Origin of the sequence: Neobacillus terrisolis (genome assembly GCF_051233475.1) — a bacterium.
Taxonomy (GTDB): Bacteria; Bacillota; Bacilli; order Bacillales; family Cytobacillaceae; genus Bacillus_BU.
In genome coordinates this window covers 1-25,421 of the sequence record NZ_JBKFGH010000003.1, presented here as the reverse complement: position 1 = coordinate 25,421, position 25,421 = coordinate 1, and the positions used below count along the sequence as shown (strand labels likewise).

The 25,421-nt window shown below is 41.6% G+C and carries 23 protein-coding genes, 1 rRNA gene and 1 riboswitch; of the genes, 21 read left to right on the top strand and 3 right to left on the bottom strand.

The window, feature by feature from the left end; translation table 11 throughout:
• Positions 1-91: ribosomal RNA gene (rrf, locus tag ACI48O_RS02100) — 5S ribosomal RNA — on the top strand; the annotation flags it as partial.
• 261 nt (positions 92-352) lie between these two features.
• Here rrf and ACI48O_RS02095 read toward each other — a convergent pair.
• The gene (locus ACI48O_RS02095) at positions 353-1,363 is read right to left on the bottom strand and encodes a DUF1646 family protein (protein WP_435560046.1); all 1,011 of its coding nucleotides are present in this window, start codon (positions 1,361-1,363) and stop codon (positions 353-355) included.
• Between the two features lie 213 nt (positions 1,364-1,576).
• On the opposite strand from ACI48O_RS02095, the gene ACI48O_RS02090 reads away from it, so the two are divergent.
• The 13 genes from ACI48O_RS02090 (at position 1,577) to purD (ending at position 15,091) form a co-directional block, all read left to right on the top strand.
• A complete protein-coding gene (locus ACI48O_RS02090) occupies positions 1,577-1,771 on the top strand; it encodes an NETI motif-containing protein (RefSeq protein WP_435560045.1) in 195 nt (64 codons plus the stop codon).
• Between the two features lie 88 nt (positions 1,772-1,859).
• Positions 1,860-1,961: riboswitch (purine riboswitch) on the top strand.
• Positions 1,962-2,224: 263 nt separating this feature from the next.
• Positions 2,225-2,713 (top strand): 5-(carboxyamino)imidazole ribonucleotide mutase, encoded by a 489-nt coding sequence (gene purE, locus ACI48O_RS02085; RefSeq protein WP_435560044.1) that lies wholly within the window; start codon positions 2,225-2,227, stop codon positions 2,711-2,713.
• Position 2,714: 1 nt separating this feature from the next.
• Positions 2,715-3,851 (top strand): 5-(carboxyamino)imidazole ribonucleotide synthase, encoded by a 1,137-nt coding sequence (purK, locus tag ACI48O_RS02080; RefSeq protein WP_435560043.1) that lies wholly within the window; start codon positions 2,715-2,717, stop codon positions 3,849-3,851.
• Positions 3,852-3,854: 3 nt separating this feature from the next.
• Positions 3,855-5,147 (top strand): adenylosuccinate lyase, encoded by a 1,293-nt coding sequence (purB, locus tag ACI48O_RS02075; RefSeq protein WP_435560042.1) that lies wholly within the window; start codon positions 3,855-3,857, stop codon positions 5,145-5,147.
• Positions 5,148-5,307: 160 nt separating this feature from the next.
• On the top strand, positions 5,308-6,021 hold the full coding sequence (gene purC / locus ACI48O_RS02070) for a phosphoribosylaminoimidazolesuccinocarboxamide synthase (RefSeq protein WP_435560041.1): 714 nt from the start codon (positions 5,308-5,310) through the stop codon (positions 6,019-6,021).
• Positions 6,014-6,268, top strand: a complete 255-nt coding sequence (gene purS, locus ACI48O_RS02065; RefSeq protein WP_318506045.1) for a phosphoribosylformylglycinamidine synthase subunit PurS — start codon at positions 6,014-6,016, stop codon at positions 6,266-6,268. The genes purC and purS overlap by 8 nt, the downstream gene beginning before the upstream one ends.
• Positions 6,265-6,948 carry a phosphoribosylformylglycinamidine synthase subunit PurQ gene (purQ, locus tag ACI48O_RS02060; RefSeq protein WP_435560040.1) on the top strand — a complete coding sequence of 228 codons (684 nt, stop codon included), beginning with the start codon at positions 6,265-6,267 and terminating at the stop codon, positions 6,946-6,948. Before purS ends, purQ begins: the two co-directional genes overlap by 4 nt.
• Complete coding sequence (gene purL / locus ACI48O_RS02055) at positions 6,932-9,151, top strand: phosphoribosylformylglycinamidine synthase subunit PurL (protein ID WP_435560039.1); 2,220 nt, start codon at positions 6,932-6,934, stop codon at positions 9,149-9,151. The genes purQ and purL overlap by 17 nt, the downstream gene beginning before the upstream one ends.
• Positions 9,136-10,548, top strand: coding sequence for an amidophosphoribosyltransferase (gene purF / locus ACI48O_RS02050; protein ID WP_435560038.1), 1,413 nt, complete (start codon positions 9,136-9,138; stop codon positions 10,546-10,548). The genes purL and purF overlap by 16 nt, the downstream gene beginning before the upstream one ends.
• A 100-nt stretch (positions 10,549-10,648) precedes the next feature.
• A complete protein-coding gene (gene purM, locus ACI48O_RS02045) occupies positions 10,649-11,674 on the top strand; it encodes a phosphoribosylformylglycinamidine cyclo-ligase (protein WP_435560037.1) in 1,026 nt (341 codons plus the stop codon).
• 10 nt (positions 11,675-11,684) lie between these two features.
• Positions 11,685-12,269 (top strand): phosphoribosylglycinamide formyltransferase, encoded by a 585-nt coding sequence (gene purN, locus ACI48O_RS02040; protein ID WP_435560036.1) that lies wholly within the window; start codon positions 11,685-11,687, stop codon positions 12,267-12,269.
• The gene (gene purH / locus ACI48O_RS02035) at positions 12,266-13,804 is read left to right on the top strand and encodes a bifunctional phosphoribosylaminoimidazolecarboxamide formyltransferase/IMP cyclohydrolase (protein ID WP_435560035.1); all 1,539 of its coding nucleotides are present in this window, start codon (positions 12,266-12,268) and stop codon (positions 13,802-13,804) included. Before purN ends, purH begins: the two co-directional genes overlap by 4 nt.
• 15 nt (positions 13,805-13,819) lie before the next feature.
• A complete protein-coding gene (gene purD / locus ACI48O_RS02030; RefSeq protein WP_435560034.1) occupies positions 13,820-15,091 on the top strand; it encodes a phosphoribosylamine--glycine ligase in 1,272 nt (423 codons plus the stop codon).
• On the opposite strand, the gene ACI48O_RS02025 is transcribed toward purD, so the two are convergent.
• Both ACI48O_RS02025 and ACI48O_RS02020 read right to left on the bottom strand, forming a co-directional pair.
• A complete protein-coding gene (locus tag ACI48O_RS02025; protein WP_435560049.1) occupies positions 15,069-15,158 on the bottom strand; it encodes an EYxxD motif small membrane protein in 90 nt (29 codons plus the stop codon). The genes purD and ACI48O_RS02025 overlap by 23 nt on opposite strands.
• A gap of 102 nt (positions 15,159-15,260) precedes the next feature.
• Positions 15,261-15,542: a YgaP family membrane protein gene (locus ACI48O_RS02020; protein WP_435560033.1), complete on the bottom strand. Its 282-nt coding sequence runs from the start codon at positions 15,540-15,542 to the stop codon at positions 15,261-15,263.
• Between the two features lie 142 nt (positions 15,543-15,684).
• On the opposite strand from ACI48O_RS02020, the gene ACI48O_RS02015 reads away from it, so the two are divergent.
• The 7 genes from ACI48O_RS02015 to ACI48O_RS01985 all read left to right on the top strand — a co-directional run bounded on the left by ACI48O_RS02015 (position 15,685) and on the right by ACI48O_RS01985 (position 25,325).
• The gene (locus tag ACI48O_RS02015; protein WP_435560048.1) at positions 15,685-17,427 is read left to right on the top strand and encodes an adenine deaminase C-terminal domain-containing protein; all 1,743 of its coding nucleotides are present in this window, start codon (positions 15,685-15,687) and stop codon (positions 17,425-17,427) included.
• 65 nt (positions 17,428-17,492) lie between these two features.
• Entirely contained in the window at positions 17,493-18,530 is a 1,038-nt protein-coding gene (locus ACI48O_RS02010) for a DUF3048 domain-containing protein (protein ID WP_435560032.1), read from the top strand.
• Positions 18,531-18,557: 27 nt separating this feature from the next.
• Complete coding sequence (locus tag ACI48O_RS02005; protein WP_435560047.1) at positions 18,558-18,872, top strand: YerC/YecD family TrpR-related protein; 315 nt, start codon at positions 18,558-18,560, stop codon at positions 18,870-18,872.
• A gap of 212 nt (positions 18,873-19,084) precedes the next feature.
• Complete coding sequence (gene pcrB / locus ACI48O_RS02000) at positions 19,085-19,783, top strand: heptaprenylglyceryl phosphate synthase (protein ID WP_435560031.1); 699 nt, start codon at positions 19,085-19,087, stop codon at positions 19,781-19,783.
• Between the two features lie 117 nt (positions 19,784-19,900).
• Positions 19,901-22,120 carry a DNA helicase PcrA gene (gene pcrA / locus ACI48O_RS01995; RefSeq protein ID WP_435560030.1) on the top strand — a complete coding sequence of 740 codons (2,220 nt, stop codon included), beginning with the start codon at positions 19,901-19,903 and terminating at the stop codon, positions 22,118-22,120.
• Between the two features lie 15 nt (positions 22,121-22,135).
• On the top strand, positions 22,136-24,142 hold the full coding sequence (ligA, locus tag ACI48O_RS01990) for an NAD-dependent DNA ligase LigA (RefSeq protein WP_435560029.1): 2,007 nt from the start codon (positions 22,136-22,138) through the stop codon (positions 24,140-24,142).
• Positions 24,143-24,155: 13 nt separating this feature from the next.
• Positions 24,156-25,325, top strand: coding sequence for a CamS family sex pheromone protein (locus ACI48O_RS01985; RefSeq protein WP_435560028.1), 1,170 nt, complete (start codon positions 24,156-24,158; stop codon positions 25,323-25,325).
• Positions 25,326-25,421 lie beyond the last annotated feature (96 nt).

Sequence of the window (25,421 nt, the reverse complement as noted above, 5' to 3'; positions counted from 1 at the left end):
ACCCGTTCCCATACCGAACACGGAAGTTAAGCTTCTCAGCGCCGATGGTAGTTGGGGGCTCTCCCCCTGTGAGAGTAGGACGTTGCCGGGCAAACAAAAAACAGCTGATGAGGCTGTTTTTTTGTTGTTTTATAAAGCTTAGCTTTGTAAAAAAATATTGTTGTAAGAACCCAGTCTAATCCTCTATATAAATATGGGTGGAGATTTTAATTAAAAAAACAGCTCTATTTTTAATAATTACCTCTGATATATAATATTTTTTTAGCCCCAAACACCCACTGGTCAATAACAGACAAAACAACCCGGGAAAACAAACGATCCCGGGTTGTTGTATTTACAAATAATTTCACTTTTAAAAAATAAACAAAACAACAAAATAAATTAACATGGTAATTAAACCAATTGGAACACCAAATTGAGCCCATTCTTTACTTGTAATGTTTAGCTTACTTGCGGCAATGATGTTGGGAATATTCCCAGGAACCAGCATACCACCGCTAATGAGGAGGCCGAGTAAGATGGCTTGAATGGTCTCAGAATTCATTGCGGGACTAATCTCGGCGGCCGCGAGAGTGGCATTATCCAAAATGGCTGAAATCATATTAATCCAGTATAAGATCATTGGATGTAGTTCTAGGATATATTCGTTGATTAAAGGCTCAAAACCATGTCCAAGGAAGGTTAATCCCATAACGAACAAATAAATTTTTGCTGAGCGAATCAGAATTTCTTGGTAGCTTTCAGTTTTTTGGGCTGACTCTAGACCATGTGAACTTTTATGAGGCTTAACAAAAATGATTGTTAAGAAGCCAAAAAGGATAACCGCAGGAACGACTTCCCATCCTATTAACTGAAATAAGTAGAAGAAGTCTTCATTTAATTTACTAACTGTTATCGTAGATAAGGGTTCGCCAATTGGTGTTAATGCAGCACCAAGGCCAATCGAGAAACATGCTAAAATGGTATACCTAATTTCAGATTGCCGATCTAGCGGTAGGACATTGATTATGATTACGAGTACGATCGCTGCGATAATTGCCGTAATAATACTTGAAATTAGTCCTAATATTATGACTGTTAATGCTAGAAAAACTCGCGGGGATAACAAGTTGCTTAATGATAAGATGGATTTTTCTAATGGATGTTGTGCCCATTTAGTTACTAGCCCAGCAAGCAAAACAGCAATTGTAATATTTATAGGATCAATAAGTGCTTTTTCAATTAAATGACTATTCATCATGCCGCTAAACGATGCTGCAGCAACCCCCATTATAAATAAGAAAACCTCCAAATTGTCTTCCACCTTTTTTACCGAAAAAGGCAAAAATAAAACCGAAATTAAAATAAACATTAATCCAATCATTTTTCAAATCCTTCTTGTCCAATTTTTAAAATATAACACTATTATATAGCTTTTAGTGCAAATAAAAAATCATTATTCTGATAAAATATTTGTTTCCGAATTAATCCATAACTTGTCATGACGATGTATTTTTGTTATAAACAAACAATAGGGTTATGATTAAAAGGTGAAAGGGATACACATGTATTCTATTTCAGAAAGGGAATTATTCCAATGAGCAAGAAGAAGCAATTTGAGGTACTTGAAAATGAGTCGATCGATGAATGCTTAAATAGGATAAAAAATGAAGGATATGTTCCAATAAAGAGAATTGAAAAACCAATTTTTAAAGAAATAAAAGAAGGTAATTCCGTTACTTATGAGCCAGCAGGGCGCTATATAGTCTTTGAGGCGATCATAATAGAGTAAAACACGAACATTAACAACTTGCCAACAGTAAATGTTCGATATATTTATTGACAGGAAAACATTATTGTTGGTATGATAAATGTAACATTATATGTTAGACATCTCCCCTCGTATAATAATGGGAATATGGCCCATGAGTTTCTACCCAATTACCGTGAATAATTGGACTATGAGGGAAAGTGGTATCGTTAAAAGGAGTGTAATGTCGATTCACTTCTTTTTGGGTTGGTATTTTTTTGCATCTTAAGCCCTGACAGACTGCTTTCTCTTATTTTTATCAAGGGAAACGTTTCTGTTCAGGGCTTTTTATTGTCTTATGGCACTGAATTTCCTTGCTTCGTAGGGATGGATTGGTGGATGTGCAGTTTGAATGAGGCATAGCTTTGCGGGCTGTTTGCGAAATTTGTCTTATTTTTTAAAAAGGATAGGTTTGAAGGTTTGAGGAGGGATTTGGTGGAAGCGAAGGTTGGCGTAATTATGGGGAGTAAGTCTGACTGGGATACGATGAAGCATGCTTGTCAGAGTTTGGAGCGCCTGGGAGTACCGTATGAGAAAAAGGTTGTGTCGGCTCACCGGACTCCTGATTTAATGTTTGAATATGCGGAAACTGCAAGAGAAAGAGGAATACAAGTGATTATCGCTGGTGCCGGGGGTGCGGCTCATTTGCCAGGAATGGTGGCGGCAAAGACGACGCTGCCGGTGATAGGGGTTCCGGTTCAATCTCGGGCCTTGAACGGGCTTGATTCGCTGTTGTCGATTGTGCAGATGCCTGGGGGAATTCCAGTGGCTACGGTGGCAATCGGAACGAGTGGAGCAACGAATGCTGGGTTGATGGCTGCACAAATATTAGCGATTCATGATTCAGCGCTTGCTGACCGGATTGAGACGTTAAGGCAGGAAGCGAAGATAGCGGCGATTGAAAGCAGTGAGGAGCTTGTCTAAGATGGTGATTTTACCAGGGCAAACGATTGGAATTATCGGCGGCGGTCAGTTAGGGAGAATGATGGCTCTTGCGGCGAAGGCTCAAGGATTTCGGATTGCGGTGTTAGACCCCGTGGAAGACTCACCTTGTGGTCAAGTGGCGGATTATAAAGTTGTGGGTGCCTATGATGACTTGGAAGCGATTGGTCGGCTTGCTGATATTAGTGATGTGATCACATTTGAGTTTGAGAATATAGATGCTGATGCGCTTAAATCGATCAGTAATCGGGCCTATATCCCACAAGGGACAGAGGTGCTTGAGATTACAAAGGATCGGATTAAGGAGAAGACAGCGATTCAAGCAGCTGGGATTGATGTGGCGCCCTTTGCTGTCATTCAGACGAAGCAGGAAATTTATGATAACATAAAGGTGCTTGGGTTTCCTTCCGTGTTGAAAACGTCAAGAGGCGGTTATGACGGGAAAGGCCAACTGGTAATTAAGAGTGAAGCTGATATTGCGGAGACGGATTCGCTGTTAGAGTTTGGTTCGTGCGTTCTTGAGAAATGGATGCCATTTACGAAAGAGGTTTCGGTTATTGTCGCTAGAAGTGCCAAAGGAGAAACGGCTGTTTTTCCGGTAGGCGAGAATATTCATATCAACAATATTTTGCATCAGACCATTGTTCCTGCGCGAATAAGTGAGGCGGCACGAGACAATGCTTTAAAAGCAGCGCTTCAGCTTGTCGAATCGTTGGGAATGGTTGGGACTCTCGCTGTCGAAATGTTTGTGATGGAGGACGATTCCATTTTCATTAATGAGTTGGCGCCGAGACCGCATAACTCAGGGCATTATTCGATTGATGCCTGTGAGACGTCGCAGTTTGAACAGCATATTCGGGCGATTTGCAATTGGCCGCTTGGAAGTACGAGTTTGTTAAGACCTGCAGTGATGGTGAATATTTTAGGGGAACACCAAGCAAGTTTATTAGAAAATATACAAACATTGTCTAATTGGAAAATTCATTTGTATGGAAAAAAAGAGGCGAAAACGGGCCGGAAAATGGGTCATGTTACTCTTTTACGAGACACAGTTGAAGAGGCCATTTTAGAAGCAGATGATAGTCAAATATGGGACAGTGTTATATTGATCGGAGGATAAAACATGATTGATCGTTATACTCGCCCAGAAATGGGAGCAATTTGGACTGAAGAGAACCGGTTTCAAGCGTGGTTAGAAGTGGAAATTTTAGCATGTGAGGCATGGGCTGAGCTTGGTGAAATTCCAAAGGAAGATGTGAAAAAGCTTCGTGAAAATGCATCTTTTGATATTAACAGAATTTATGAGATTGAAAAGGATACAAGACATGATGTAGTGGCCTTTACTCGTGCTGTTTCTGAAACGTTAGGTGAAGAACGGAAATGGGTTCATTATGGGTTAACGTCAACGGATGTTGTTGATACAGCTCTTTCTTATTTAATTAGACAGGCGAATCAGATTTTGTTAAAGGACATTGAGAACTTTATTGAGATTTTGAAAAATAAAGCAATTGAGCACAAGTATACAGTTATGATGGGTCGTACTCACGGGGTTCACGCTGAGCCAACTACTTTTGGTTTAAAGCTTGCTTTGTGGTATGAAGAAATGAAACGTAACTTGGAAAGATTCAAGGCTGCTGCGGCAGGTATTGAGTTTGGTAAGATTTCCGGTGCGGTCGGTACATATGCCAATATCGACCCATTCGTAGAAAAGTATGTTTGTGAAAAATTAGGACTACAGGCAGCTCCAAACTCTACGCAAACGCTGCAACGTGACCGTCATGCACACTATATGGGAACGTTAGCGTTGATTGCGACTTCAATTGAAAAATTTGCGGTTGAAGTGAGAGGCCTGCAAAAGAGTGAGACTCGCGAAGTAGAGGAATTTTTCGCAAAAGGTCAAAAGGGTTCTTCGGCAATGCCGCATAAGCGTAATCCAATTGGTTCTGAGAACATGACTGGTATGGCTCGTGTGATTCGCGGTTATATGTTAACGGCGTATGAGAATGTACCACTTTGGCATGAGCGCGATATCTCTCATTCTTCAGCAGAACGGGTGATTATTCCGGATGCGACGATTGCTTTAAATTACATGTTAAATCGTTTTGCAAATATTATTAAAAACTTGACGGTTTATCCGGAAAACATGAAGCGTAATATGGAGCGCACTCTTGGACTTATTTATTCACAGCGTGTCCTTCTTGCGTTGATTGATAAAGGATTTGCTCGTGAAGAGGCATATGATACTGTTCAGCCTAATGCGATGAAGGCATGGGAGTTGCAGGTGCCGTTCCGCAGCTTAATCGAAGCGGATGAGAAAATCACATCCCAGCTAACTCCTGAAGAGATTGCTGACTGCTTTGACTACAGCTACCATCTACAACATGTAGATACGATTTTTGAAAGAGTTGGACTATAAATGAAAATAGGAAGGTAAGGGCTTATTCTTTACCTTCTTATACCCTATCTTGTACTGAACATTCCTAATATTCGTAATTGAAACCAAAAACTGGTTATTCGAAAGGAGAGAAGGGCACTACTTTCCACCTTGATTCTCGTTGGAGACTTGCCCGAATTAGATGAAAGAGCTTCTTTATGAAGGAAAGGCAAAGAAAATTTATGCTACGGAAGATGAGAATGTAGTTCTTGTTGAATACAAGGATTCTGCGACAGCTTTCAACGGAGAAAAGAAGGCAAACATTAGCGGTAAAGGCCGTTTAAACAATGCCATTACTAGTTTGCTATTTTTAAAGCTTCATGAACAGGGAATTGAGACTCATTTCATTAAACAAGTGTCTGAGACAGAACAGCTTGTTAAGAAGGTTAGTATTGTGCCGCTTGAGGTTGTAACACGTAATGTCGCAGCCGGAAGCCTTTCGAAACGATTGGGAATGGAGGAAGGTCAAGCTTTATCAAAGCCGTTAGTCGAGTTTTATTACAAGGATGATAATTTAGGAGATCCGCTTGTAACGGTTGATCACATTCTTGAACTCAATATCGCAACGGTTGAAGAGCTTGAAACGTTAAAGGAAAAGGCATTGCAAATTAATGCAGTTTTATCAAGCTTTTTTGCAGAGTTAGGAATTCGCTTGATTGATTTTAAGCTTGAATTTGGGAAAGACGCTTCAGGAAAGATCGTTTTAGCTGATGAAATCTCACCAGATACGTGCAGATTATGGGATGCGAAAACAAATGAAAAGCTCGATAAGGATGTATTCCGCCGCGATTTAGGGAATCTTACAGATGCATATGAAAATATTTTGGCTAGACTAGGAGGCCTTCAGCATGGTTAAGGTAAAAGTTTATGTAACGTTAAGAGAAAGTGTATTGGATCCACAGGGGAAAGCAGTCAATCATGCCCTTCATTCATTGGGCTATAACGAAATTAAAGATGTTCGTATCGGTAAGTTCATGGAGTTATATGTTGACCCAACAGGCCGTGATGTTGAAGAGGTTGTCAAGGAAGCTTGTGAAAAGCTGTTAGCCAATCCGGTAATTGAGGATTTCCGCTATGAAATAGAGGAGAGTGTCACCCAATGAAGTTTGCGGTAATCGTTTTTCCTGGTTCGAATTGTGACGTTGACATGTTTGCTGCTATTAAAGATGAACTAGGTTCCGATGTGGAGTATGTTTGGCATGCGGAGAAGGATTTGGATCGCTTTGACGCGATCTTGCTTCCTGGCGGCTTTTCATATGGAGACTATTTAAGATGCGGGGCGATTGCCCGTTTTAGCAATATCATGGCAGAAATTAAAAAGGCTGCTGAAGCTGGCAAGCCGGTTTTAGGTGTTTGTAACGGATTTCAAATTTTGGTTGAAGCAGGCTTGCTTCCTGGTGCACTGCGCCGAAATGAAAGTTTGAAGTTCATTTGTCGCCCAGTTCAGTTAAAGGTTGAAAACAATGAGACATTGTTTACCAATGAATATGAAGCTGGTGAAGTAGTTTCCATTCCGGTTGCTCATGGTGAAGGAAATTATTATGTTGATGAAGCAACACTTCAAACAATGAAAGAAAACAAGCAAATCGTGTTTACTTACGTGGATAATCCAAACGGAAGTCTTGAAAATATTGCAGGTATCATCAATGAGCGCGGAAATGTATTAGGAATGATGCCACATCCGGAAAGAGCGGTCGATGAGCTTCTCGGTGGTGCTGATGGTCTTAAACTTTTCAAATCGATCGTAAAACAATGGAGGGAATCATATGTCGTTAAAGCTTGAACCAACTCCAGAGCAAATTAAGTCAGAAAGAATTTATGCGGAAATGGGTATGTCTGATGCGGAATTTGCAATGGTTGAAAAAATCCTCGGCCGCACGCCTAACTATACCGAAACCGGACTATTTTCGGTTATGTGGTCTGAGCATTGCAGCTATAAAACCTCAAAGCCTATCTTGAAGAGATTCCCAATCACAGGGGAAAGAGTACTTCAAGGGCCTGGAGAAGGTGCTGGAGTCGTTGATATCGGTGATAATCAAGCGGTTGTATTTAAAATTGAGAGTCACAATCATCCGTCGGCAATTGAACCATATCAAGGGGCAGCGACAGGTGTTGGCGGTATTATCCGTGATATCTTTTCTATGGGGGCTAGACCGATTGCGATGCTAAACTCTTTACGCTTCGGTGAGCTTGCTGATTCTGCACGCGTTCGTTATTTGTTTAAAGAAGTGGTAGCCGGGATTGCCGGTTACGGAAACTGTATTGGAATTCCAACCGTTGGCGGTGAGGTTCAATTTGATCCTTCCTATGATGGAAATCCACTTGTAAATGCAATGTGTGTTGGTTTAATTGACCATAAAGATATTAAAAAAGGTCAGGCCCATGGTGTTGGGAATACCGTAATGTATGTTGGAGCGAAAACAGGTCGTGACGGAATTCATGGTGCGACATTCGCTTCGGAGGAGTTACATGACGCTTCAGATGAGGACCGTCCAGCAGTTCAAGTCGGCGATCCGTTCATGGAGAAGCTGTTATTGGAAGCATGTTTAGAATTGATTCATTGTGATGCCCTTGTTGGGATTCAGGATATGGGAGCAGCCGGATTAACAAGCTCAAGTTCTGAGATGGCAAGTAAAGCCGGATCAGGAATGGAATTGAATCTTGATTTTGTTCCACAGCGTGAAACTGGAATGACTCCATATGAAATGATGCTGTCTGAATCACAAGAGCGGATGTTAATTGTTGTCCAAAAGGGCAGAGAACAAGAGATTGTTGATATTTTCTCTAAATACGATCTTGAAGCGGTTGCTATCGGGGTTGTAACGGATGATAAAATGTACCGCTTGATTCATAAAGGTGAAGTTGTCGCGAATGTTCCGGTTGATGCGTTGGCTGAGGATGCACCTGTTTACAATATGCCTTCTGCAGAACCGCAATCCTTCCGTGACTTCCAGGCGATGGAAAACGAAGTTCCTGAAATCGACAACTGTGGCGAAACATTGCTTCGCCTGTTGCAACAGCCTACGATTGCTTCTAAAGAGTGGGTTTACGACCAATATGATTATATGGTTCGTACCAATACAGTTGTAGCACCAGGTTCTGATGCAGCTGTTCTTCGAATCAGAGGGACAGAAAAGGCGTTGGCGATGACAACGGATTGTAATTCGCGCTATCTCTATTTGGATCCGGAAACAGGCGGGAAAATTGCCGTGGCTGAAGCTGCAAGAAACATTGTTTGTTCTGGAGCAGAACCGCTTGCGGTTACCGATAACTTGAATTTCGGAAATCCGGAGAAACCGGAAATCTTCTGGCAAATTGAGAAATCTGCTGATGGTATTTCCGAAGCATGCCGTGAATTAAATACTCCGGTAATCGGTGGAAATGTGTCAATGTATAACGAAACAAATGGAACGGCGATTTATCCAACACCTGTAATTGGGATGGTTGGTTTGATCACTGATTTAAAACATATTACGACTCAAAGCTTTAAAGAAGCAGGCGACCTTGTTTATCTTTTAGGTGAAACAAAGGATGAATTTGGCGGCAGTGAGCTTCAAAAAATGCTGAACGGAAAAATTTACGGAAAATCTCCGGAAATTGATTTAGCGGTTGAAAAAGACTATCAACAAAAAGTGTTAGCAGCGATTCGCGCTGGATTAGTTGAATCTGCCCATGATTTAGCAGAAGGCGGTCTTGCGGTGGCGGTTGCTGAAAGCGCGATTGGTTCAAAGGGACTTGGAGCGGATATTAAAGTGTCTGGAAACCCTGTTTCTGCACTGTTTAGTGAATCGCAATCACGTTTCTTATTGACTGTTAAAAAAGAAAATCAACAGGCGTTTGAAAAGCTGGTTGGAGCGGCTCTAATTGGTGAAGTGACAGCTGCACCGGTATTATCTATTGCTGTTGATGGAGTTAATCTAATAAATGAACAAGTTGAGAATTTAGAGAAAGCTTGGAAAGGAGCTATTCCATGCTTGCTGAGTTAAGAGGCTTAAATGAAGAGTGCGGTGTATTCGGCGTTTGGGGACATAGTGACGCTGCCAGCATTACTTATTATGGCCTTCATGCACTTCAGCACCGAGGACAGGAAGGGACCGGAATTGTAACAACGGACGGCACAAAGTTGGAGATCGTTAAGGGTGAAGGTCTGGTTACCGAAGTGTTCAATTCTGATGTGATTTCACAGCTTAAAGGGAAAGCGGCGATTGGGCATGTTCGTTATGCTACGGCCGGAGGCAGCGGATATGAAAATGTCCAGCCTCTCCTTTTCCACTCGCAAACGGGCAGCATTGCGCTTGCACATAATGGGAATTTGGTTAATGCGAGCTTAATTAAGTCTATTCTTGAGCAACAGGGAAGTATCTTTCAAACGAGTTCTGATACGGAGGTATTGGCCCATTTAATTCGCCGGAGCGGTGAGCGTCACTTAAAGGATCAAGTGAAAAGCGCTTTGAAGCAAATTGAAGGTGCATTTGCCTATGTTATCTTAACGGAATCTGAAATGATGGTGGCATTAGATCCGCACGGTCTAAGACCGCTTTCCTTGGCACGCCTTGGTGATGCTTATATTGTTGCGTCTGAAACGTGTGCGTTTGATGTAGTCGGAGCGGAGTATGTTCGTGATATTTTACCTGGTGAATTACTGACGATCAATGATCAGGGTATGAAGACAGAATTTTTTGCGGAAAACAAGAAAAACGCGATTTGCGCGATGGAATATATTTATTTTTCAAGACCGGATAGTGATATTCACGGGATCAATGTTCATACGGCCCGCAAAAATATGGGGAAAAGACTTGCTGCTGAAGCTCGTATTGAGGCAGATGTTGTAACCGGTGTTCCGGATTCAAGTATTTCAGCCGCAATCGGTTATGCGGAAGCGTCCGGAATTCCTTATGAAATGGGCCTCGTTAAGAACCGCTATGTTGGTCGGACCTTTATTCAGCCTTCCCAATCGTTACGGGAACAGGGTGTGAAAATGAAGCTTTCTCCTGTTCGTGGTGTTGTTGAAGGGAAACGAGTGATAATGGTAGACGATTCAATTGTTCGTGGGACGACGAGCCGAAGAATCGTGACGATGCTAAAGGATGCAGGTGCAACTGAGGTGCACGTGGTGATTAGTTCGCCACCGATTAAGAATCCTTGCTTTTACGGAATTGATACTTCGACGAAAGAAGAACTGATCGCCTCCTCAAACTCCGTTGAGGAAATTCGCAAGTTAATTGGGGCGGATTCATTGACATTCATAAGTGTTGAGGGAATGCTTGATGCAATCGGGCGTACCGATAAAGATAAAAATCGTGGTCAATGTTTAGCTTGCTTTACCGGAGAGTATCCGACAGAGCTTTATCCAAACACACTGCAATATTACTATCAAAAATAAGCGACATCTACAATGTCGCTTTTCACTTTGAAACTGGAAACCCTTTGAAAGCAGAGGGCGCATTGGCTCTCTCTTAATATTGAAAAAAGGAGATTTAGAAATGGCGAATGCTTATAAAGAAGCCGGTGTTAATATCGAAGCAGGCTATGAAGCGGTTGAGAGAATGAAACGGCACGTTGCCAAGACGGCAAGACTTGGGGTTATGGGTGGTCTTGGCGGCTTTGGAGCAATGTTTGATCTGTCAGCATTAAATCTTAAGGAACCAGTATTGGTATCCGGAACAGATGGGGTCGGAACAAAGCTAATGCTGGCATTTATGGCAGACCGTCATGACACAATTGGAATCGACGCGGTAGCCATGTGTGTCAATGACATTGTTGTACAAGGTGCGGAACCGCTTTATTTCCTTGACTATATCGGCTGCGGTCAAGCTGAACCTGCCAAGATTGAAATGATTGTTAAAGGGGTTGCAGATGGCTGTGAACAAGCCGGCTGTGCTTTAATTGGCGGGGAAACGGCTGAAATGCCTGGTATGTATGATGTTGAAGAATATGATATCGCAGGATTCGCAGTTGGAGCTTGCGAGAAATCAAGCTTGATAACCGGTGAATCGATTAAAGCAGGAGATGTTTTGATCGGTTTAGCTTCAAACGGAATTCATAGCAATGGCTTCTCGCTAGTAAGAAAAGTATTTCTGGAAAAGGCACAACGTTCATTAGATGAGTATGTTGAAGAGCTAGGTTGCACATTAGGAGAAGAATTGTTAAAGCCGACAAGAATTTATGTAAAATCAATATTGTCTGCTTTAAAGAAGTTCCCAATCAAGGGAATGGCTCATATAACTGGTGGCGGCTTCCACGAAAATATCCCAAGAAGTTTTCCAAGTGGTTTAGGTGCTGAGATTAAAGCCGGAAGCTGGAAGATTCCAGCTGTGTTCTCTTTGCTTGAAAAGCTTGGTGAAATAAAGCATGAAGAAATGTTTAATATTTTTAATATGGGTATCGGTATGGTAGTCATTGTCGATAAAGATGAGGCGGCAGCCCTTGTTCGTCATTTTGAAGAGTGCGGAGAGACTGCTTCCATCATTGGGGCTGTGACCGAAACCGAGGGTATTTCGATCATTTAGGGGGATATGGATGAGAAACATCGCCGTCTTTGCTTCAGGAAACGGAAGCAATTTTCAAGCGATTTTGGATGCGGTAAAAGCAGGAGTACTTGACGCGAATGTTAAGCTGCTTGTTTGTGATCAACCGGATGCCTTTGCAGTTGAACGAGCAAAGGCTGAAGGAGTTAATTTTTTCGCTTTTCGCGGAAAAGAATATCCTAATAAACAGGGGTATGAACAAGAAATTTTAGCTAGATTAACAGAGTTTGAGGTTGATTGGATTATTCTGGCGGGGTATATGAGATTAATCGGACCAACTTTACTTTCTGCGTTTGATGGTCGAATTATAAATATTCATCCTTCGCTGTTGCCGGCCTTTCCGGGCAAGGATGCCATGGGCCAGGCTTTGGCTGCAAAGGTGAAGGTTAGTGGAGTTACAGTACATTTTGTTGATGAAGGAATGGACACAGGTCCAATTATTGCTCAAGAGACGGTTGAGATTGCAGAAGATGAAACAATCGAAACGTTGCAAAATAAAATCCACCAAGTTGAGCATCAGCTTTATCCAGCTGTGATTCAAATGGTACTGTCCAGTTCAAGGAGGAATTCAAAATGACAAAGAAAAGAGCACTTATAAGTGTTTCTGATAAGCAAGGAATTACCGAATTTGCTAAAGGCTTAAGTGATTTAGGCTATGAGCTGATTTCTACTGGTGGGACAAAGAAAGCACTTCAAGAAGCTGGTATTCCGGTAATCGGTGTTAGTGATGTTACAGGTTTTCCTGAGATTTTAGAAGGTCGTGTTAAAACGTTAAATCCATTGATTCATGGCGGATTATTAGCAAAATTTGATCAAGCTGATCACCAAAAACAAATGGAAGAGCACGGAATTATTCCAATTGAGCTGGTAATTGTCAATTTATACCCATTCCAGCAAACGATTGCCAAACCGGACGTAACCGTGGATGATGCCATTGAAAATATTGATATCGGTGGACCGACAATGCTTCGTGCATCAGCGAAAAACCATCAGTATGTAACAGTTGTGGTCGATCCTGAAGACTATCCAAGAGTGTTAACAGAGCTGAATATGGCTGGGCAAGTTCAACCGGCTACACGCCGAAAGCTGGCAGCTAAAGTATTTAGACATACGGCAGCTTATGATGCGATGATTGCTGAATATATGACTGACTTAGCTGGAGAGGAAAACCCGGAAAAATTAACGGTAACCTATGAGCTAAAGCAATCCCTTCGTTACGGGGAAAATCCTCACCAAGAGGCAGCTTTTTACCGTAAACCGCTTGGTTCCAGCTTTTCCATTGCCAATGCAGTTCAGTTGCACGGAAAAGAATTATCTTATAACAACATTAACGATGCCAATGCCGCATTGCAAATTGTAAAAGAATTTACAGAGCCTGCAGCTGTTGCAGTTAAGCATATGAACCCATGTGGTGTCGGAACAGGGGAAAATGTTTTCGATGCGTTTACTAAGGCGTTTGAATCGGATCCTGTGTCTATTTTCGGAGGAATTATTGCGCTGAATCGTGAAGTCGATAAAGTAACCGCTGAAAAGCTTTATGAAATCTTCTTAGAAATTATTATTGCGCCTTCGTTTTCTGAGGAAGCTATTCAAATTTTAACAGGGAAGAAGAACCTGCGTTTATTAACGATTCCTTTTGGTGAAAAACAAAAGCCGGAACGAACGCTTACTTCGATTGAAGGCGGACTTCTTGTTCAAGATCAAGACCGCTATACACTTGAAGATGCAACAATTTCGATTCCAACTAAAAGACAGCCAACCGAAGAAGAATGGGCTGCTTTAAAGCTAGGCTGGAAAGTTGTTAAACATGTTAAGTCCAATGCCATTGTTGTAGCCAATAAAGACCAAACTCTAGGAGTTGGCGCCGGGCAAATGAATCGTGTTGGGGCAGCGAAGATTGCGCTTGAGCAGGCAGGTCAGGCAGCAAAGGGTGCAGGACTCGCTTCAGATGCATTCTTCCCAATGGATGATACGGTAGAAGCAGCAGCCCAAGCAGGAATTACGGCGATTATTCAGCCGGGCGGTTCAGTCCGTGACCAGGATTCGATTAAGAAAGCAGATGAGTATGGAATCGCCATGGTGTTTACTGGCGTCCGACACTTTAAACATTAAGAGGGGGCAGAGACCATGAACGTTTTAGTCATTGGCCGTGGCGGCAGAGAGCATGCTATTTGCAGAAAAATGAAAGAAAGTTCAAAAGTGGACAAGGTGTTTGTTGCACCAGGCAATGCTGGCATGACTGATGTAGCAGAACTTGTTTCCATTGATGAAAGCAATCAAGCTGAGCTTGTGAAGTTCGCGCAGGAACAGCAAATTGGCTTAACCTTTATTGGGCCTGAAATTCCTCTTTTAGAGGGGATTGTTGATAAATTTCAAGAAGCTGGGCTGAAGGTGTTTGGACCAAAGCAAGCGGCAGCACTAATTGAAGGAAGTAAATCATTTGCGAAAGATTTGATGCACAAGTATAGCATTCCAACCGCTGAATACGCTGTGTTTAGCGATTATGAGGAAGCAAAGCTTTATGTTGAAAAGCTAGGTGCACCAATCGTTATAAAAGCGGACGGATTGGCTGCTGGCAAGGGTGTTGTCGTTGCGATGACAATGGAGGAAGCGTTGGCTGCCTTAAAGGACATGCTCCTCGATGAGAAATTTGGAGACGCATCTGCAACAGTTGTAGTGGAAGAGTTTTTAGACGGCGAAGAGTTTTCACTTATGGCGTTTGTTAACGGGGATATTGTGATCCCGCTTGAAATCGCGCAAGACCATAAACGTGCTTTCGATGGAGACCAAGGTCCAAATACTGGTGGGATGGGAGCTTACTCACCGGTTCCGCAAATCGGTGCTGATGCGGTACAAACGGCGATTGAAACGATCTTGCATCCGACTGCAAAAGCGATGATCCAAGAAGGAAGAAGTTTTTGTGGAATTCTATATGCCGGGTTAATTTTAACAAGCAAAGGTCCTAAAGTAATTGAGTTTAATGCACGATTTGGTGATCCGGAAACTCAGGTAATCTTACCGCGTTTACAATCGGATTTAGTTGAAGTCCTGCTTGAGCTACTTGACGGAAAAACTCCAGAGCTAATTTGGGATGATAATTTTGTCATTGGCGTAGTGGTAGCTTCAGAAGGATATCCAGGCGATTACCAAAAGGGTTCTGTATTAAATGGATTATCGGATATTAGTGATGAGGTTTATCTATTTCATGCAGGAACAAAACTGGATGATGAGGGTCGCTTTGTAACAAACGGAGGACGAGTCCTTTTAGCCGGAGCAAAAGGAAAAGATTTAAAACTCGCCCAAGAAAATGTTTACAAAGAATTAGCAAAGCTAACTCGTGAAGGTGTTTTTTACAGAAACGATATCGGTGCAAGAGCTATTGCAAGCGCCGCCCGTTAGGTTTTCGCATATACACATAAAATAAGGCAATAATACTGCCTATTAGCGTAATGATTACAAAGGACATGTGGGAGATATATTCATAAATCATCCATATTAACTCCTTTCGTGAGGCTGTCTTAATCCAGTGAGATACTGGTTTAGGACAGCCTTTTTGTGTTGGATTTCATTAAGTTGGGTTATAAGGAAAAAGGGATTCCTGGTCAATTGAACCGTTCTGATTTGGACCTTGATCATTGCTCTGGTTTACCATCATCTTACAAAGCTCTGTAACCGGGCAATATCGGACGATGCCCTCAGCAATTTTCATCGATGCAAGCAAGGCAAGCAGTAAATTCGAGTCGCGCCAAGGTCTCTTCACAAATTGAGCCGTTGTCCAAGCAAGGATTGTAAAACCAATGGTCATCCGGATTAACGCATTGATTGTGCCGATATTTGGTCTGGTTGTCATCTGTTTGTCACATCCTTCTTCGAAATTTAACAAATTATTTCCACTATCTTTAATGCGTTAAAACGCGAAATATGTTAGTATAATAAACAATGAAAGGGTTTTCATTTATTAAACTATTCCCATGTCTCAGGAGGGGAAATGCATTATGGAACAACGCTATCGTTGGAAAAATAAACAATTACGTGAGCATGTTTCTGTATTAGACGGAAAATGCGCACCGACTATATTATTAAAAAACGCAACTTACCTTAACCAAGTGTTTCGAAAATGGATGACGGCCAACATTTGGATATTTGAAGACCGGATTGTCTATGTTGGTGATAATCTGCCCGAAAATGTTTCACAGTGTGAAATCGTGGATTGTAGCGACTACTTATTGGTTCCGGGCTATATTGAGCCACATGCCCATCCATTCTTGTTATATAATCCCCATACATTGGCTAATTATGCGTGCAGGTTCGGCACCACGACTTTGATTAATGATAATATGATGCTTGCATTGAATTTAGAAATGAAGGATTCTTTTTCCTTTTTAAAAGAAATGAAGGAGATTCCGGCATCGATGTATTGGTGGTGCCGATTTGATGCACAAACAGAAATATTGGATGAAAATCGTGTATTCTCTCATGCCAATATTAAAGGATGGCTTGAGCATGATTGTGTATTGCAAGGTGGAGAGCTGACCGGTTGGCCAAAGCTGCTGGACGGTGACGATATGCTCCTGCATTGGATTCAGGAAACAAAGAGAATGCGAAAGAAAATTGAAGGGCATTTTCCGGGGGCATCTGAAAAAACATTGGCTAAAATGATGTTGCTAGGTGCGGATTGTGATCATGAATCGATGACCGGTGAGGATGTATATCGCAGACTGATGCAAGGATATATGGTTTCACTGCGGCATTCTTCGATTCGCCCTGACTTACCAAAACTTTTGACTGAAATTCATGAATTGGGGATCGATTTCTATGACCGGTTTATTTTTACAACAGACGGGGCTTCAGCAAGCGCCTATGAGAAGGGTTTAATCGATGAAATGATCCGCATAGCTTTACAGCATGGTGTTCCTGCTGGAGAAGCATACAATATGGCTACGATTAACGTGGCGCGCTATTATAATATTGAGCATTTGCATGGAAGCATTACAACAGGCCGAATTGCCAACATTAATTTTTTGAAGAGTAAGGAAAATCCAACTCCCGTATCGGTGCTTGCAAAAGGGAAATGGGTGAAACGGGACGGGGTTGATATTGAAGTAGCGCAGCCGTTTAAATGGGACGAGTTAGGAATGGAACCGTTAAACATTGATTGGGAATTGTCATGGGATGATATGCAGTTTTCAATGCCATTTGGAATTAAGATGGAGAATGCAGTTATTACAAAACCTTATTCCATTAGTATTGATATTTCGTCTGACGTTTTATCAACTGACCATGATGAGTGCTTTTTTATGATGATTGATCGGCATGGAAAATGGCGTATTAATACAGTATTAAAAGGATTTGCCCAGCGTTTGTCAGGCCTTGTCAGTTCTTTCTCCAATACAGGGGATATTATTTTAATCGGTAAAAATAAACATGATATGTTCACTGCTTTTAATCGAATGAAGGAAATTGGCGGGGGTATTGTCTGCTGTGATAATGGAGAAATTACGCAAGAAATACCACTTCAATTAATGGGAATTATGTCGGAGAAACCTGTAAACGAGTTAATTGCTGCAGAAAATGAACTGTTTGCCTATTTAAAGGAATGTGGCTATAAATTTATCGATCCGATTTATTCACTTTTGTTCTTTTCCTCCACACACTTGCCTTATATAAGGGTGACACAGCAAGGAATGTACGATGTAATGAATAAAATGATACTCTTTCCGACTATAATGCGTTAAAATATAAAAGTGATAAAGAAAACTAGCAGGTAACGCTTCACTATTGAGGGTAGAGGTGATTGAAAATGCTAAGGAGATTTATTGCTGTTACAGCCATATTTCTTCTGGTTACAGGATGTAATAACAAGGTTGAGACGGTCAAGGAACATAAAGAGAAAGAGATTGAGAATGTTCAGAAAGACCCAGTAGAAATGGCTCACCAATATCCTCTCACCGGAATGGCAACGAAGGAAGTTAGCGAGACAAGAGCTGTTGCAGTAATGGTTAATAATCATCCTGAAGCGAGGCCGCAGTCTGGCTTACAAAAAGCAGACATTGTTTATGAGCTGCTAGCAGAGGGAAATGTAACAAGATTCTTGGCTATTTTTCAAAGTGAAAAGCCTGAAAAAATCGGACCTGTCCGAAGTGCCAGAGAATATTATATTAAATTAGCAAAAGCATACGACAGCCTTTTTATTGCTCATGGTTATAGCCCGGATGCAAAGGAAATGCTGGATGACGGTTATATTGATCATTTAAATGGGATGCAGTATGATGGCAGTCTATTTAAACGATCATCAGACCGTGTTGCTCCGCATAATTCCTATATAACTTACGAAAAAATTGTTGAAGGTGCTGAGAAAAATAATTTTACAATGAAGAAAGCACCCGAGCCATTGAAGTTTCTGACAAAGGATGAAGTGGCAAAGCTGGATGGCCCTGCTGCAAAAAAAGTTACGGTCACTTACTTGAATAATCAAACCTTTACAGCAGCTTATGAGTATGACAATAAATTGGGTAAGTATAAACGGTTTTCGAATGGTATTCAAACCGTCGATTATGAAACGGAAGAGCCAGTTTTGTTAGACAATATTTTTATTGTTGAAACAGCACACCAAACGATCGATAGTGCTGGACGACGTAATATTGATTTAACTTCTGGCGGTAGAGCATACCTATTGCAAAAAGGCTTACTAAGGGAAGTAGAATGGATTAGTCAAGATGGCAGAATAGTTCCGTCCTTAAACGGTGCTGTTATTGGCTTTGCGCCTGGAAAAACGTGGATTAATGTTGTTCCTTCCAACCCGGGACTCGCGAGTGTTGTCAAAGTCGAAGCAAATTAACCTGAATGATTAAAGGAGTATTCTATGATGCAGATTGATAAATTAAGAGGAAAAGAACTGGACCAGTTGTTTAAAGCAATTTTGGCTTTAGAGGATTTAGAAGAATGCTATCGCTTCTTCGATGACTTATGTACAGTAAACGAAATTCAATCATTGGCGCAGCGATTAGAAGTTGCACGCATGCTGCGTGAAGGAAATACCTATCATAAAATTGAAACAGAAACAGGCGCAAGTACGGCAACGATTTCCCGTGTGAAACGTTGTCTAAACTATGGTAATGATGCCTATGAAATGGCGTTAGATCGTGTTAAAGAACCTGAGCCAGAAAAAAGTGAAGAGTAGGCTTTAAACTTACTAGAAAATTGTGACCGAAGGGATCCCCCTTCGGTTTTTTGTTTAGTAATTTACAGAAGTTCAATTAAGGCTTTTTTGGGGGAAAAGCTGGTGGGATTTTCCGATTAGCTTAGCGGAGGAAGTGTCTAGTTTTATTTTTTAAAACAACCGAACAAATGTTATAATGGTGAAATGGATATTTAGAATGGGGGCTTTATTGAATGTACGATGTTCGCGAGTGGCGCCATGTGTTTAAACTCGATCCAGATAAAGAAATATCAGACGAAGCGCTTGAAAGAATTTGTGAATCCGGAACAGATGCGATCTTAGTTGGCGGCACTGATGGGATTACGGTTGATAAGGTTCTGGATTTGATGGTTCGCGTTCGTCGTTTTAACGTACCATGTGTACTTGAGGTTTCAGACGTTGAAGCGGTGACACCTGGATTTGATTTATATTTTATCCCGACAGTATTAAACAGTAAGGAAACAAAGTGGGTCACCGGACTTCATCATCAAGCACTTAAGGAATTTGGAGAGCTGATGAACTGGGATGAAATCCTTGTTGAGGGATATTGTATTTTAAATGAACAGTGCAAGGCAGCCAAAATGACGAATGCGGATACGAATCTTGAACTCGCTGATGTTGTGTCATATGCGATGATGGCTGATAAAATGTTTCGCTTGCCGATTTTTTACCTGGAATATAGCGGTATGTACGGAAACCCTGAGTGGGTTAAGGAAGTGAAACAACAGTTAGACAATGCGACCTTCTTTTATGGCGGTGGAATTGAGTCCGTTGACCAGGCAAAGGAAATGGGGCAATTGGCGGATGTGATTGTTGTTGGAAATATTATCTACGATGATGTGGATAGCGCACTGGAAACAGTAAAGGCGGTAAAGGGTTCATCAAACGTTTGATGAAAAAGCGATTAGATCAGTAATATCAGTACGTGATCGTATGTTAATCAAACGTTTGATTAAATGTCCGTATCCAAATATTTGAGCCAATAAACAATAAATGAGTGGTGACTATAGATGCAATATTTAACTGAAAAACTGCTCAACGGGATGAACCCGGAGCAGAAAAAAGCTGTAAAAGCGACTGATGGCCCGCTTCTTATCATGGCAGGCGCCGGAAGTGGCAAAACAAGAGTACTGACCCATCGCATCGCCTACTTAATCGTTGAAAAGAGAGTGAATCCATATAATATATTAGCGATTACCTTTACAAATAAGGCTGCCAGGGAAATGAAAGACAGGATTGGCAACTTGATGGGCGGAGCAGCCGAAGAGGTTTGGATTTCTACCTTTCACTCGATGTGCGTTAGAATTCTGCGCCGTGATATTGATCGAATCGGGTATAGTCGGAACTTTACGATCCTCGATACAACGGATCAACAGTCTGTCATTAAAGGGATTTTAAAGGATAAAAATATTGATCCGAAGAAATATGATCCCCGGGCACTGTTAGGGGCGATAAGTTCTGCTAAAAACGAACTGATTGACTACGAAACTTACGCAAAAAATAATAGCGGCTACTTCGAAGAAAAGGTTGCCGTAGTATATGAGGAATATCAGAAGCGGCTCCGAAAAAACAGTGCATTGGATTTTGATGATTTGATTATGATGACCATTCAACTGTTTCAGCGTGTACCTGAGGTGCTTGAATATTATCAGCGCAAATTTCAGTACATTCATGTCGATGAGTATCAGGATACGAATAGAGCACAATATATGCTCGTAAAGCAATTGGCGGCGCGGTTTAGAAACCTTTGTGTAGTAGGGGATTCTGACCAGTCGATTTATCGCTGGCGCGGGGCGGATATTGCCAATATATTATCGTTTGAAAAAGACTATCCAAACGCACAGGTCATTTTATTAGAACAAAACTATCGTTCCACAAAAAGAATTTTATTGGCTGCTAATGAAGTCATTAAAAATAACTTAAATCGGAAACCGAAAAATCTTTGGACTGAAAATCAAGAGGGAAATAAGATTTCTTATTTCCGGGCTGACAGTGAAAAAGGGGAAGGCCAATTTGTAGCCGGGAAAATCAAAGAGCTAGTTGAGAGCGGAAAATATAACCGTTCCGATATAGCCATTTTGTACCGGACCAATGCCCAATCCCGGGTAATCGAGGAAGTTTTATTAAAATCAAATATTGATTACTCAATTGTCGGTGGAATCAAGTTCTATGAGCGAAAAGAAATTAAAGATACGATTGCGTATTTAAAGCTGATTGCTAATCCAGATGATGAAATTTCGTTCGTCCGGATTATTAATGTTCCGAAGCGGGGAATTGGCTCAAGCTCGCTTGATAAGATAGCGGAGTTTGCTCTGACACATGATATCTCTTTGTTTCAAGCATTGGATTCTGTTGAGCTGATTGGCTTAAGTCCAAAAGTGACTAAGGCGGCAGCGGAATTCCGCGATTTAATTAAAGGGTACTCCCAAATGCAGGAATTTTTATCGGTTACAGAGTTGGTTGAGGAACTGTTAGATAAATCAGGTTATCGTGATATGCTTAAGGCGGAAAAGTCTTTAGAAGCACAAAGCAGACTGGAAAACTTGGACGAGTTATTATCCGTTACGAAGAATTTTGAAGAATCGAATGAGGACAAAAGCTTAATTGCCTTTTTAACGGACCTTGCTTTAGTTGCCGATATTGATTCATTAGATGAAGACGGGCAAAAGAAAACTGATACAGTCGTTTTAATGACACTCCATTCTGCCAAAGGGTTGGAATTCCCGGTAGTATTCCTAATGGGCTTAGAAGAAGGCGTATTTCCGCACAGCCGCTCGCTTCAAGAAGAAGCTGAGATGGAAGAAGAGCGCCGTCTCGCCTATGTGGGAATCACTCGTGCAGAGGAGCAATTGTTCATTACAAATGCGGAAATGCGAACTTTATTTGGTAGAACAAATTGGAATATGCCATCGAGATTCATCAAGGAGATTCCTGAGGATTTATTAGAAGGATATGAGCCGAAACAAAAAACTGTTTCCACGTTCCAATCGTTTACGAAACAGCCACAACGTAAACCGGTTATGCGGCCTATTGTTATGTCAGCTAAGTCGACGGGTGGCAGCGATCAGGCTTGGCGTGTAGGAGATAAAGCTGAGCATGGCAAATGGGGGATTGGAACTGTCGTAAGTGTAAAAGGCGAGGGTGAAGGCACTGAATTAGATATCGCTTTCCCGAGTCCGGTAGGAATTAAACGACTTCTGGCAAAGTTTGCACCGATCAAAAAAGCTTAGGAAAGGGCTGCGTATATGGACCTTCAATCTGCAAAAAATCGCGTTAGAGAATTGCATACATTACTAAATCACTACAATTATCAATACTATGTTCTCGATCAACCGAGTGTTCCGGATGCTGAGTATGATCAGCTTATGCAGGAATTAATCGGGCTTGAAGCCAAGTTTCCAGAGCTTAACAGTCCAGATTCCCCGTCGCAAAGAGTCGGTGGTGGAGTGTTAGAGAGTTTTGAGAAGGTGGAGCACCGGGTTCCGATGCTAAGTCTGGGAAATGCTTTTAGCCCTCAAGATTTACGTGATTTTGACCGGAGAATTAGACAGGTTGTCGGAGACGACTTTTCATATGTTTGTGAATTAAAAATTGATGGATTAGCTGTATCGCTTCATTATCAGGATGGTGTTTTTGTCCAAGGAGCAACAAGAGGCGATGGCTCGATTGGTGAGGACATTACCGCAAACTTAAAAACGATTGGTTCAATCCCGTTGCGCCTTAAAGAAGCAGTCAGCTTAGAGGTGCGAGGCGAAGCGTTTATGCCAAAACGCTCGTTTGAAACCTTGAATAAGGCTAAAGAGGAAAAAGGCGAAGAACCGTTTGCAAATCCAAGAAATGCAGCCGCCGGTTCGTTGCGTCAGCTTGACCCGAAAATCGCCGCTTCCAGGAATTTGGATGTTTTTTTATACGGGATTGCGGGGGCTGGTGAGGTAGGAATCACTTCGCATAGCGAGGGGCTAAATTGGCTAGATTCACTTGGATTTAAAACGAATCGCGAACGAAAGCTATGTCCTGATATTGAGCGTGTCATTGAATTTGTGGAAAGCTGGGTGGAAAAACGCCCGAACTTGCCTTATGAAATAGATGGGATCGTTATTAAAGTAGATTCTCTTGGGCAACAGGAAGAGTTAGGCACAACTGCAAAAAGCCCACGGTGGGCGATTGCTTATAAATTTCCGGCTGAAGAGGTTGTCACAACCTTAAGAGATATTGAGCTTAATGTTGGGAGAACAGGGGTCATCACACCGACAGCGATATTAGAGCCTGTTCGGGTTGCGGGGACAACCGTTCAACGTGCTTCATTACACAACGAAGATTTGATTCGTGAAAAAGACATCCGGCTTGGAGATCAAGTAGTTGTTAAAAAAGCTGGTGACATTATTCCTGAAGTAGTCAATGTGTTGGTTGAACGTCGAACCGGTATGGAACGAGAGTTTGTGATGCCGACTCATTGTCCGGAGTGTGAAAGTGAATTAGTTCGATTTGAAGATGAAGTGGCTCTTCGCTGCATTAATCCCAAATGTCCGGCGCAAATTCGTGAGGGTTTAATCCATTTTGTATCACGAAATGCCATGAATATCGAAGGATTAGGTGAAAAAGTCATTAGTCAATTATTTGCTGAAAACTTAATTCATGATGTAGCTGATCTTTATAAACTGAATCGTGAGCAACTGATCGGCCTTGAACGTATGGGCGAGAAGTCGATTCAAAAAATGTTAGCTGCGATTGAAGCCTCCAAGGAAAACTCGTTAGAGAAGCTGCTGTTTGGATTAGGAATTCGTCATGTTGGGGCAAAGGCGGCAAAAACTTTAGCAATGGAATTTGAAACAATGGATCGTCTCGCTGTGGCTACAAGTGAAGAATTAAAGGCGATTAATGAGATTGGTGAAAAAATGGCGGATTCGGTTCTGACCTACTTCGGGATGGATGAAGTGACAGAGCTGATTGAAGAATTAAAAGCAGCCTCGGTTAACATGCAATATAAAGGCCCGAAGCGGGTATTAGCAGAGGAATCCGATTCTTTCTTTTCTGGAAAAACGATCGTCTTAACTGGAAAGCTGGAGCAGTTGACCCGTAATGAGGCCAAGGAAAAAATTGAGGCACTTGGTGGAAATGTTGCGGGAAGTGTCAGCAAGAAAACGGATCTTGTTATTGCAGGAGAGGATGCAGGTTCAAAGTTAACGAAGGCAGAGGAATTGGGCATCGAGGTATGGAATGAGGAGAGAATGATTGAAGAATTAAATAAGTAGGAGAGGGAAACCAATGAAAAGATTGGCGCTTGTTGCTTTATCTCTAATCCTGCTACTGACTGCTTGTGCCCCCAATTTTCAAAAACAAGATGAAGTAGTTCAAAATAGCAAGGATAACTCAAAAGAGAAAGCTATTATTCCAAAATATCAAATATCTGATCAATACTATCGGACGATATTGCCGTTTAAACCGGGGGAAGCACGTGGGTTAGTGGTAAATAACCTTAACACAAGATACGATATTAACGAGTTTGAGACAGGCTTAATGAGAGTGGCACTGAAGAACTTTGACCCCGATAAGTTTTTGTTCCAGGAAGGGCAATACTTGAAAAAGAAGACGGTTGGCCTTTGGCTAAATCGGAAGTTTACTCCGGAACAGTTAACAGTAGAAGGACTGAATGAATCAGAAAATATTGGGTTAAATCCACTTGATGATGGAGTCGGGGATTTGAAAGAACGCAATGAAAAGAGTCCGATTTATTTAGCTCATATACTAGAACATAATTATTTAATTAAAGACGGTGACAAGGTAAAACTTGGCGGCGTTGTGATTGGATTGGCACTAAATTCGGTGTATTATTACCAAACTGTTCAATATGGGGCAACATTCGAAAAGAAAATTCCTCATGAAGACCTTGAACGGGAAGGAAAAAAGATTGCTGAAGAAGTAGCCAAAAGAATTCGAGGTGTTGATGGGCTTGAAGATGTACCACTCACGATTGCTTTGTTTGAGCAAGAGGCTAAAACAGCGGTTGTCCCAGGTAACTTCTTTGCGTATGCCACGATGTCTGATGGAAGCAATTCACTTGGGAACTGGGAAAATATTAAGGAAGATTATTATTTATTCCCATCTGAGGATGCAACGAAGGATCATCGCGACGATGTCACGTTTTTCCAAAATTTTAAGCAGGACGTGGAATCATATTTTCCAAACTTTAATGGTGTAATCGGAAAAGCGTTTTATGTTGAGAACCAGCTTCAAGAATTGGATATCAATATCCCGATTCAATTTTACGGAAAAGCTGAAGGGGTTGGGTTCACCCAATATGTCACCGGATTAGTGATGCAGCATTTCCCGAATTATGTGACCGTTCAAGTTAACATCTCCTCTGTAAATGGTCCGGAAGCACTTATCGTCCGTCAAGCCGACAAAGATGAACCATTTGTGCATATATATCAATAGAAAAGCTAAGCAAAAAGAAGGCAAACGCAGTTTGTCTTCTTTTTTTGCATGGCTGTAAAAAAGAACAATGTTAATTTTGAGCACTCTGTTGATTGA

Bases quoted from the DNA above. Each gene is read 5' to 3' on its own strand.
- ACI48O_RS02095 (WP_435560046.1), bottom strand. From the start codon at position 1,363: ATGATTGGATTAATGTTTATTTTAATTTCGGTTTTATTTTTGCCTTTT.
- ACI48O_RS02090 (WP_435560045.1), top strand. From the start codon at position 1,577: ATGAGCAAGAAGAAGCAATTTGAGGTACTTGAAAATGAGTCGATCGAT.
- purK (WP_435560043.1), top strand. From the start codon at position 2,715: ATGGTGATTTTACCAGGGCAAACGATTGGAATTATCGGCGGCGGTCAG.
- purB (WP_435560042.1), top strand. From the start codon at position 3,855: ATGATTGATCGTTATACTCGCCCAGAAATGGGAGCAATTTGGACTGAA.
- purC (WP_435560041.1), top strand. From the start codon at position 5,308: ATGAAAGAGCTTCTTTATGAAGGAAAGGCAAAGAAAATTTATGCTACG.
- purS (WP_318506045.1), top strand. From the start codon at position 6,014: ATGGTTAAGGTAAAAGTTTATGTAACGTTAAGAGAAAGTGTATTGGAT.
- purQ (WP_435560040.1), top strand. From the start codon at position 6,265: ATGAAGTTTGCGGTAATCGTTTTTCCTGGTTCGAATTGTGACGTTGAC.
- purL (WP_435560039.1), top strand. From the start codon at position 6,932: ATGTCGTTAAAGCTTGAACCAACTCCAGAGCAAATTAAGTCAGAAAGA.
- purF (WP_435560038.1), top strand. From the start codon at position 9,136: ATGCTTGCTGAGTTAAGAGGCTTAAATGAAGAGTGCGGTGTATTCGGC.
- purM (WP_435560037.1), top strand. From the start codon at position 10,649: ATGGCGAATGCTTATAAAGAAGCCGGTGTTAATATCGAAGCAGGCTAT.
- purN (WP_435560036.1), top strand. From the start codon at position 11,685: ATGAGAAACATCGCCGTCTTTGCTTCAGGAAACGGAAGCAATTTTCAA.
- purH (WP_435560035.1), top strand. From the start codon at position 12,266: ATGACAAAGAAAAGAGCACTTATAAGTGTTTCTGATAAGCAAGGAATT.
- purD (WP_435560034.1), top strand. From the start codon at position 13,820: ATGAACGTTTTAGTCATTGGCCGTGGCGGCAGAGAGCATGCTATTTGC.
- ACI48O_RS02025 (WP_435560049.1), bottom strand. From the start codon at position 15,158: ATGTCCTTTGTAATCATTACGCTAATAGGCAGTATTATTGCCTTATTT.
- ACI48O_RS02020 (WP_435560033.1), bottom strand. From the start codon at position 15,542: ATGACAACCAGACCAAATATCGGCACAATCAATGCGTTAATCCGGATG.
- ACI48O_RS02010 (WP_435560032.1), top strand. From the start codon at position 17,493: ATGCTAAGGAGATTTATTGCTGTTACAGCCATATTTCTTCTGGTTACA.
- ACI48O_RS02005 (WP_435560047.1), top strand. From the start codon at position 18,558: ATGCAGATTGATAAATTAAGAGGAAAAGAACTGGACCAGTTGTTTAAA.
- pcrB (WP_435560031.1), top strand. From the start codon at position 19,085: ATGTACGATGTTCGCGAGTGGCGCCATGTGTTTAAACTCGATCCAGAT.
- pcrA (WP_435560030.1), top strand. From the start codon at position 19,901: ATGCAATATTTAACTGAAAAACTGCTCAACGGGATGAACCCGGAGCAG.
- ligA (WP_435560029.1), top strand. From the start codon at position 22,136: ATGGACCTTCAATCTGCAAAAAATCGCGTTAGAGAATTGCATACATTA.
- ACI48O_RS01985 (WP_435560028.1), top strand. From the start codon at position 24,156: ATGAAAAGATTGGCGCTTGTTGCTTTATCTCTAATCCTGCTACTGACT.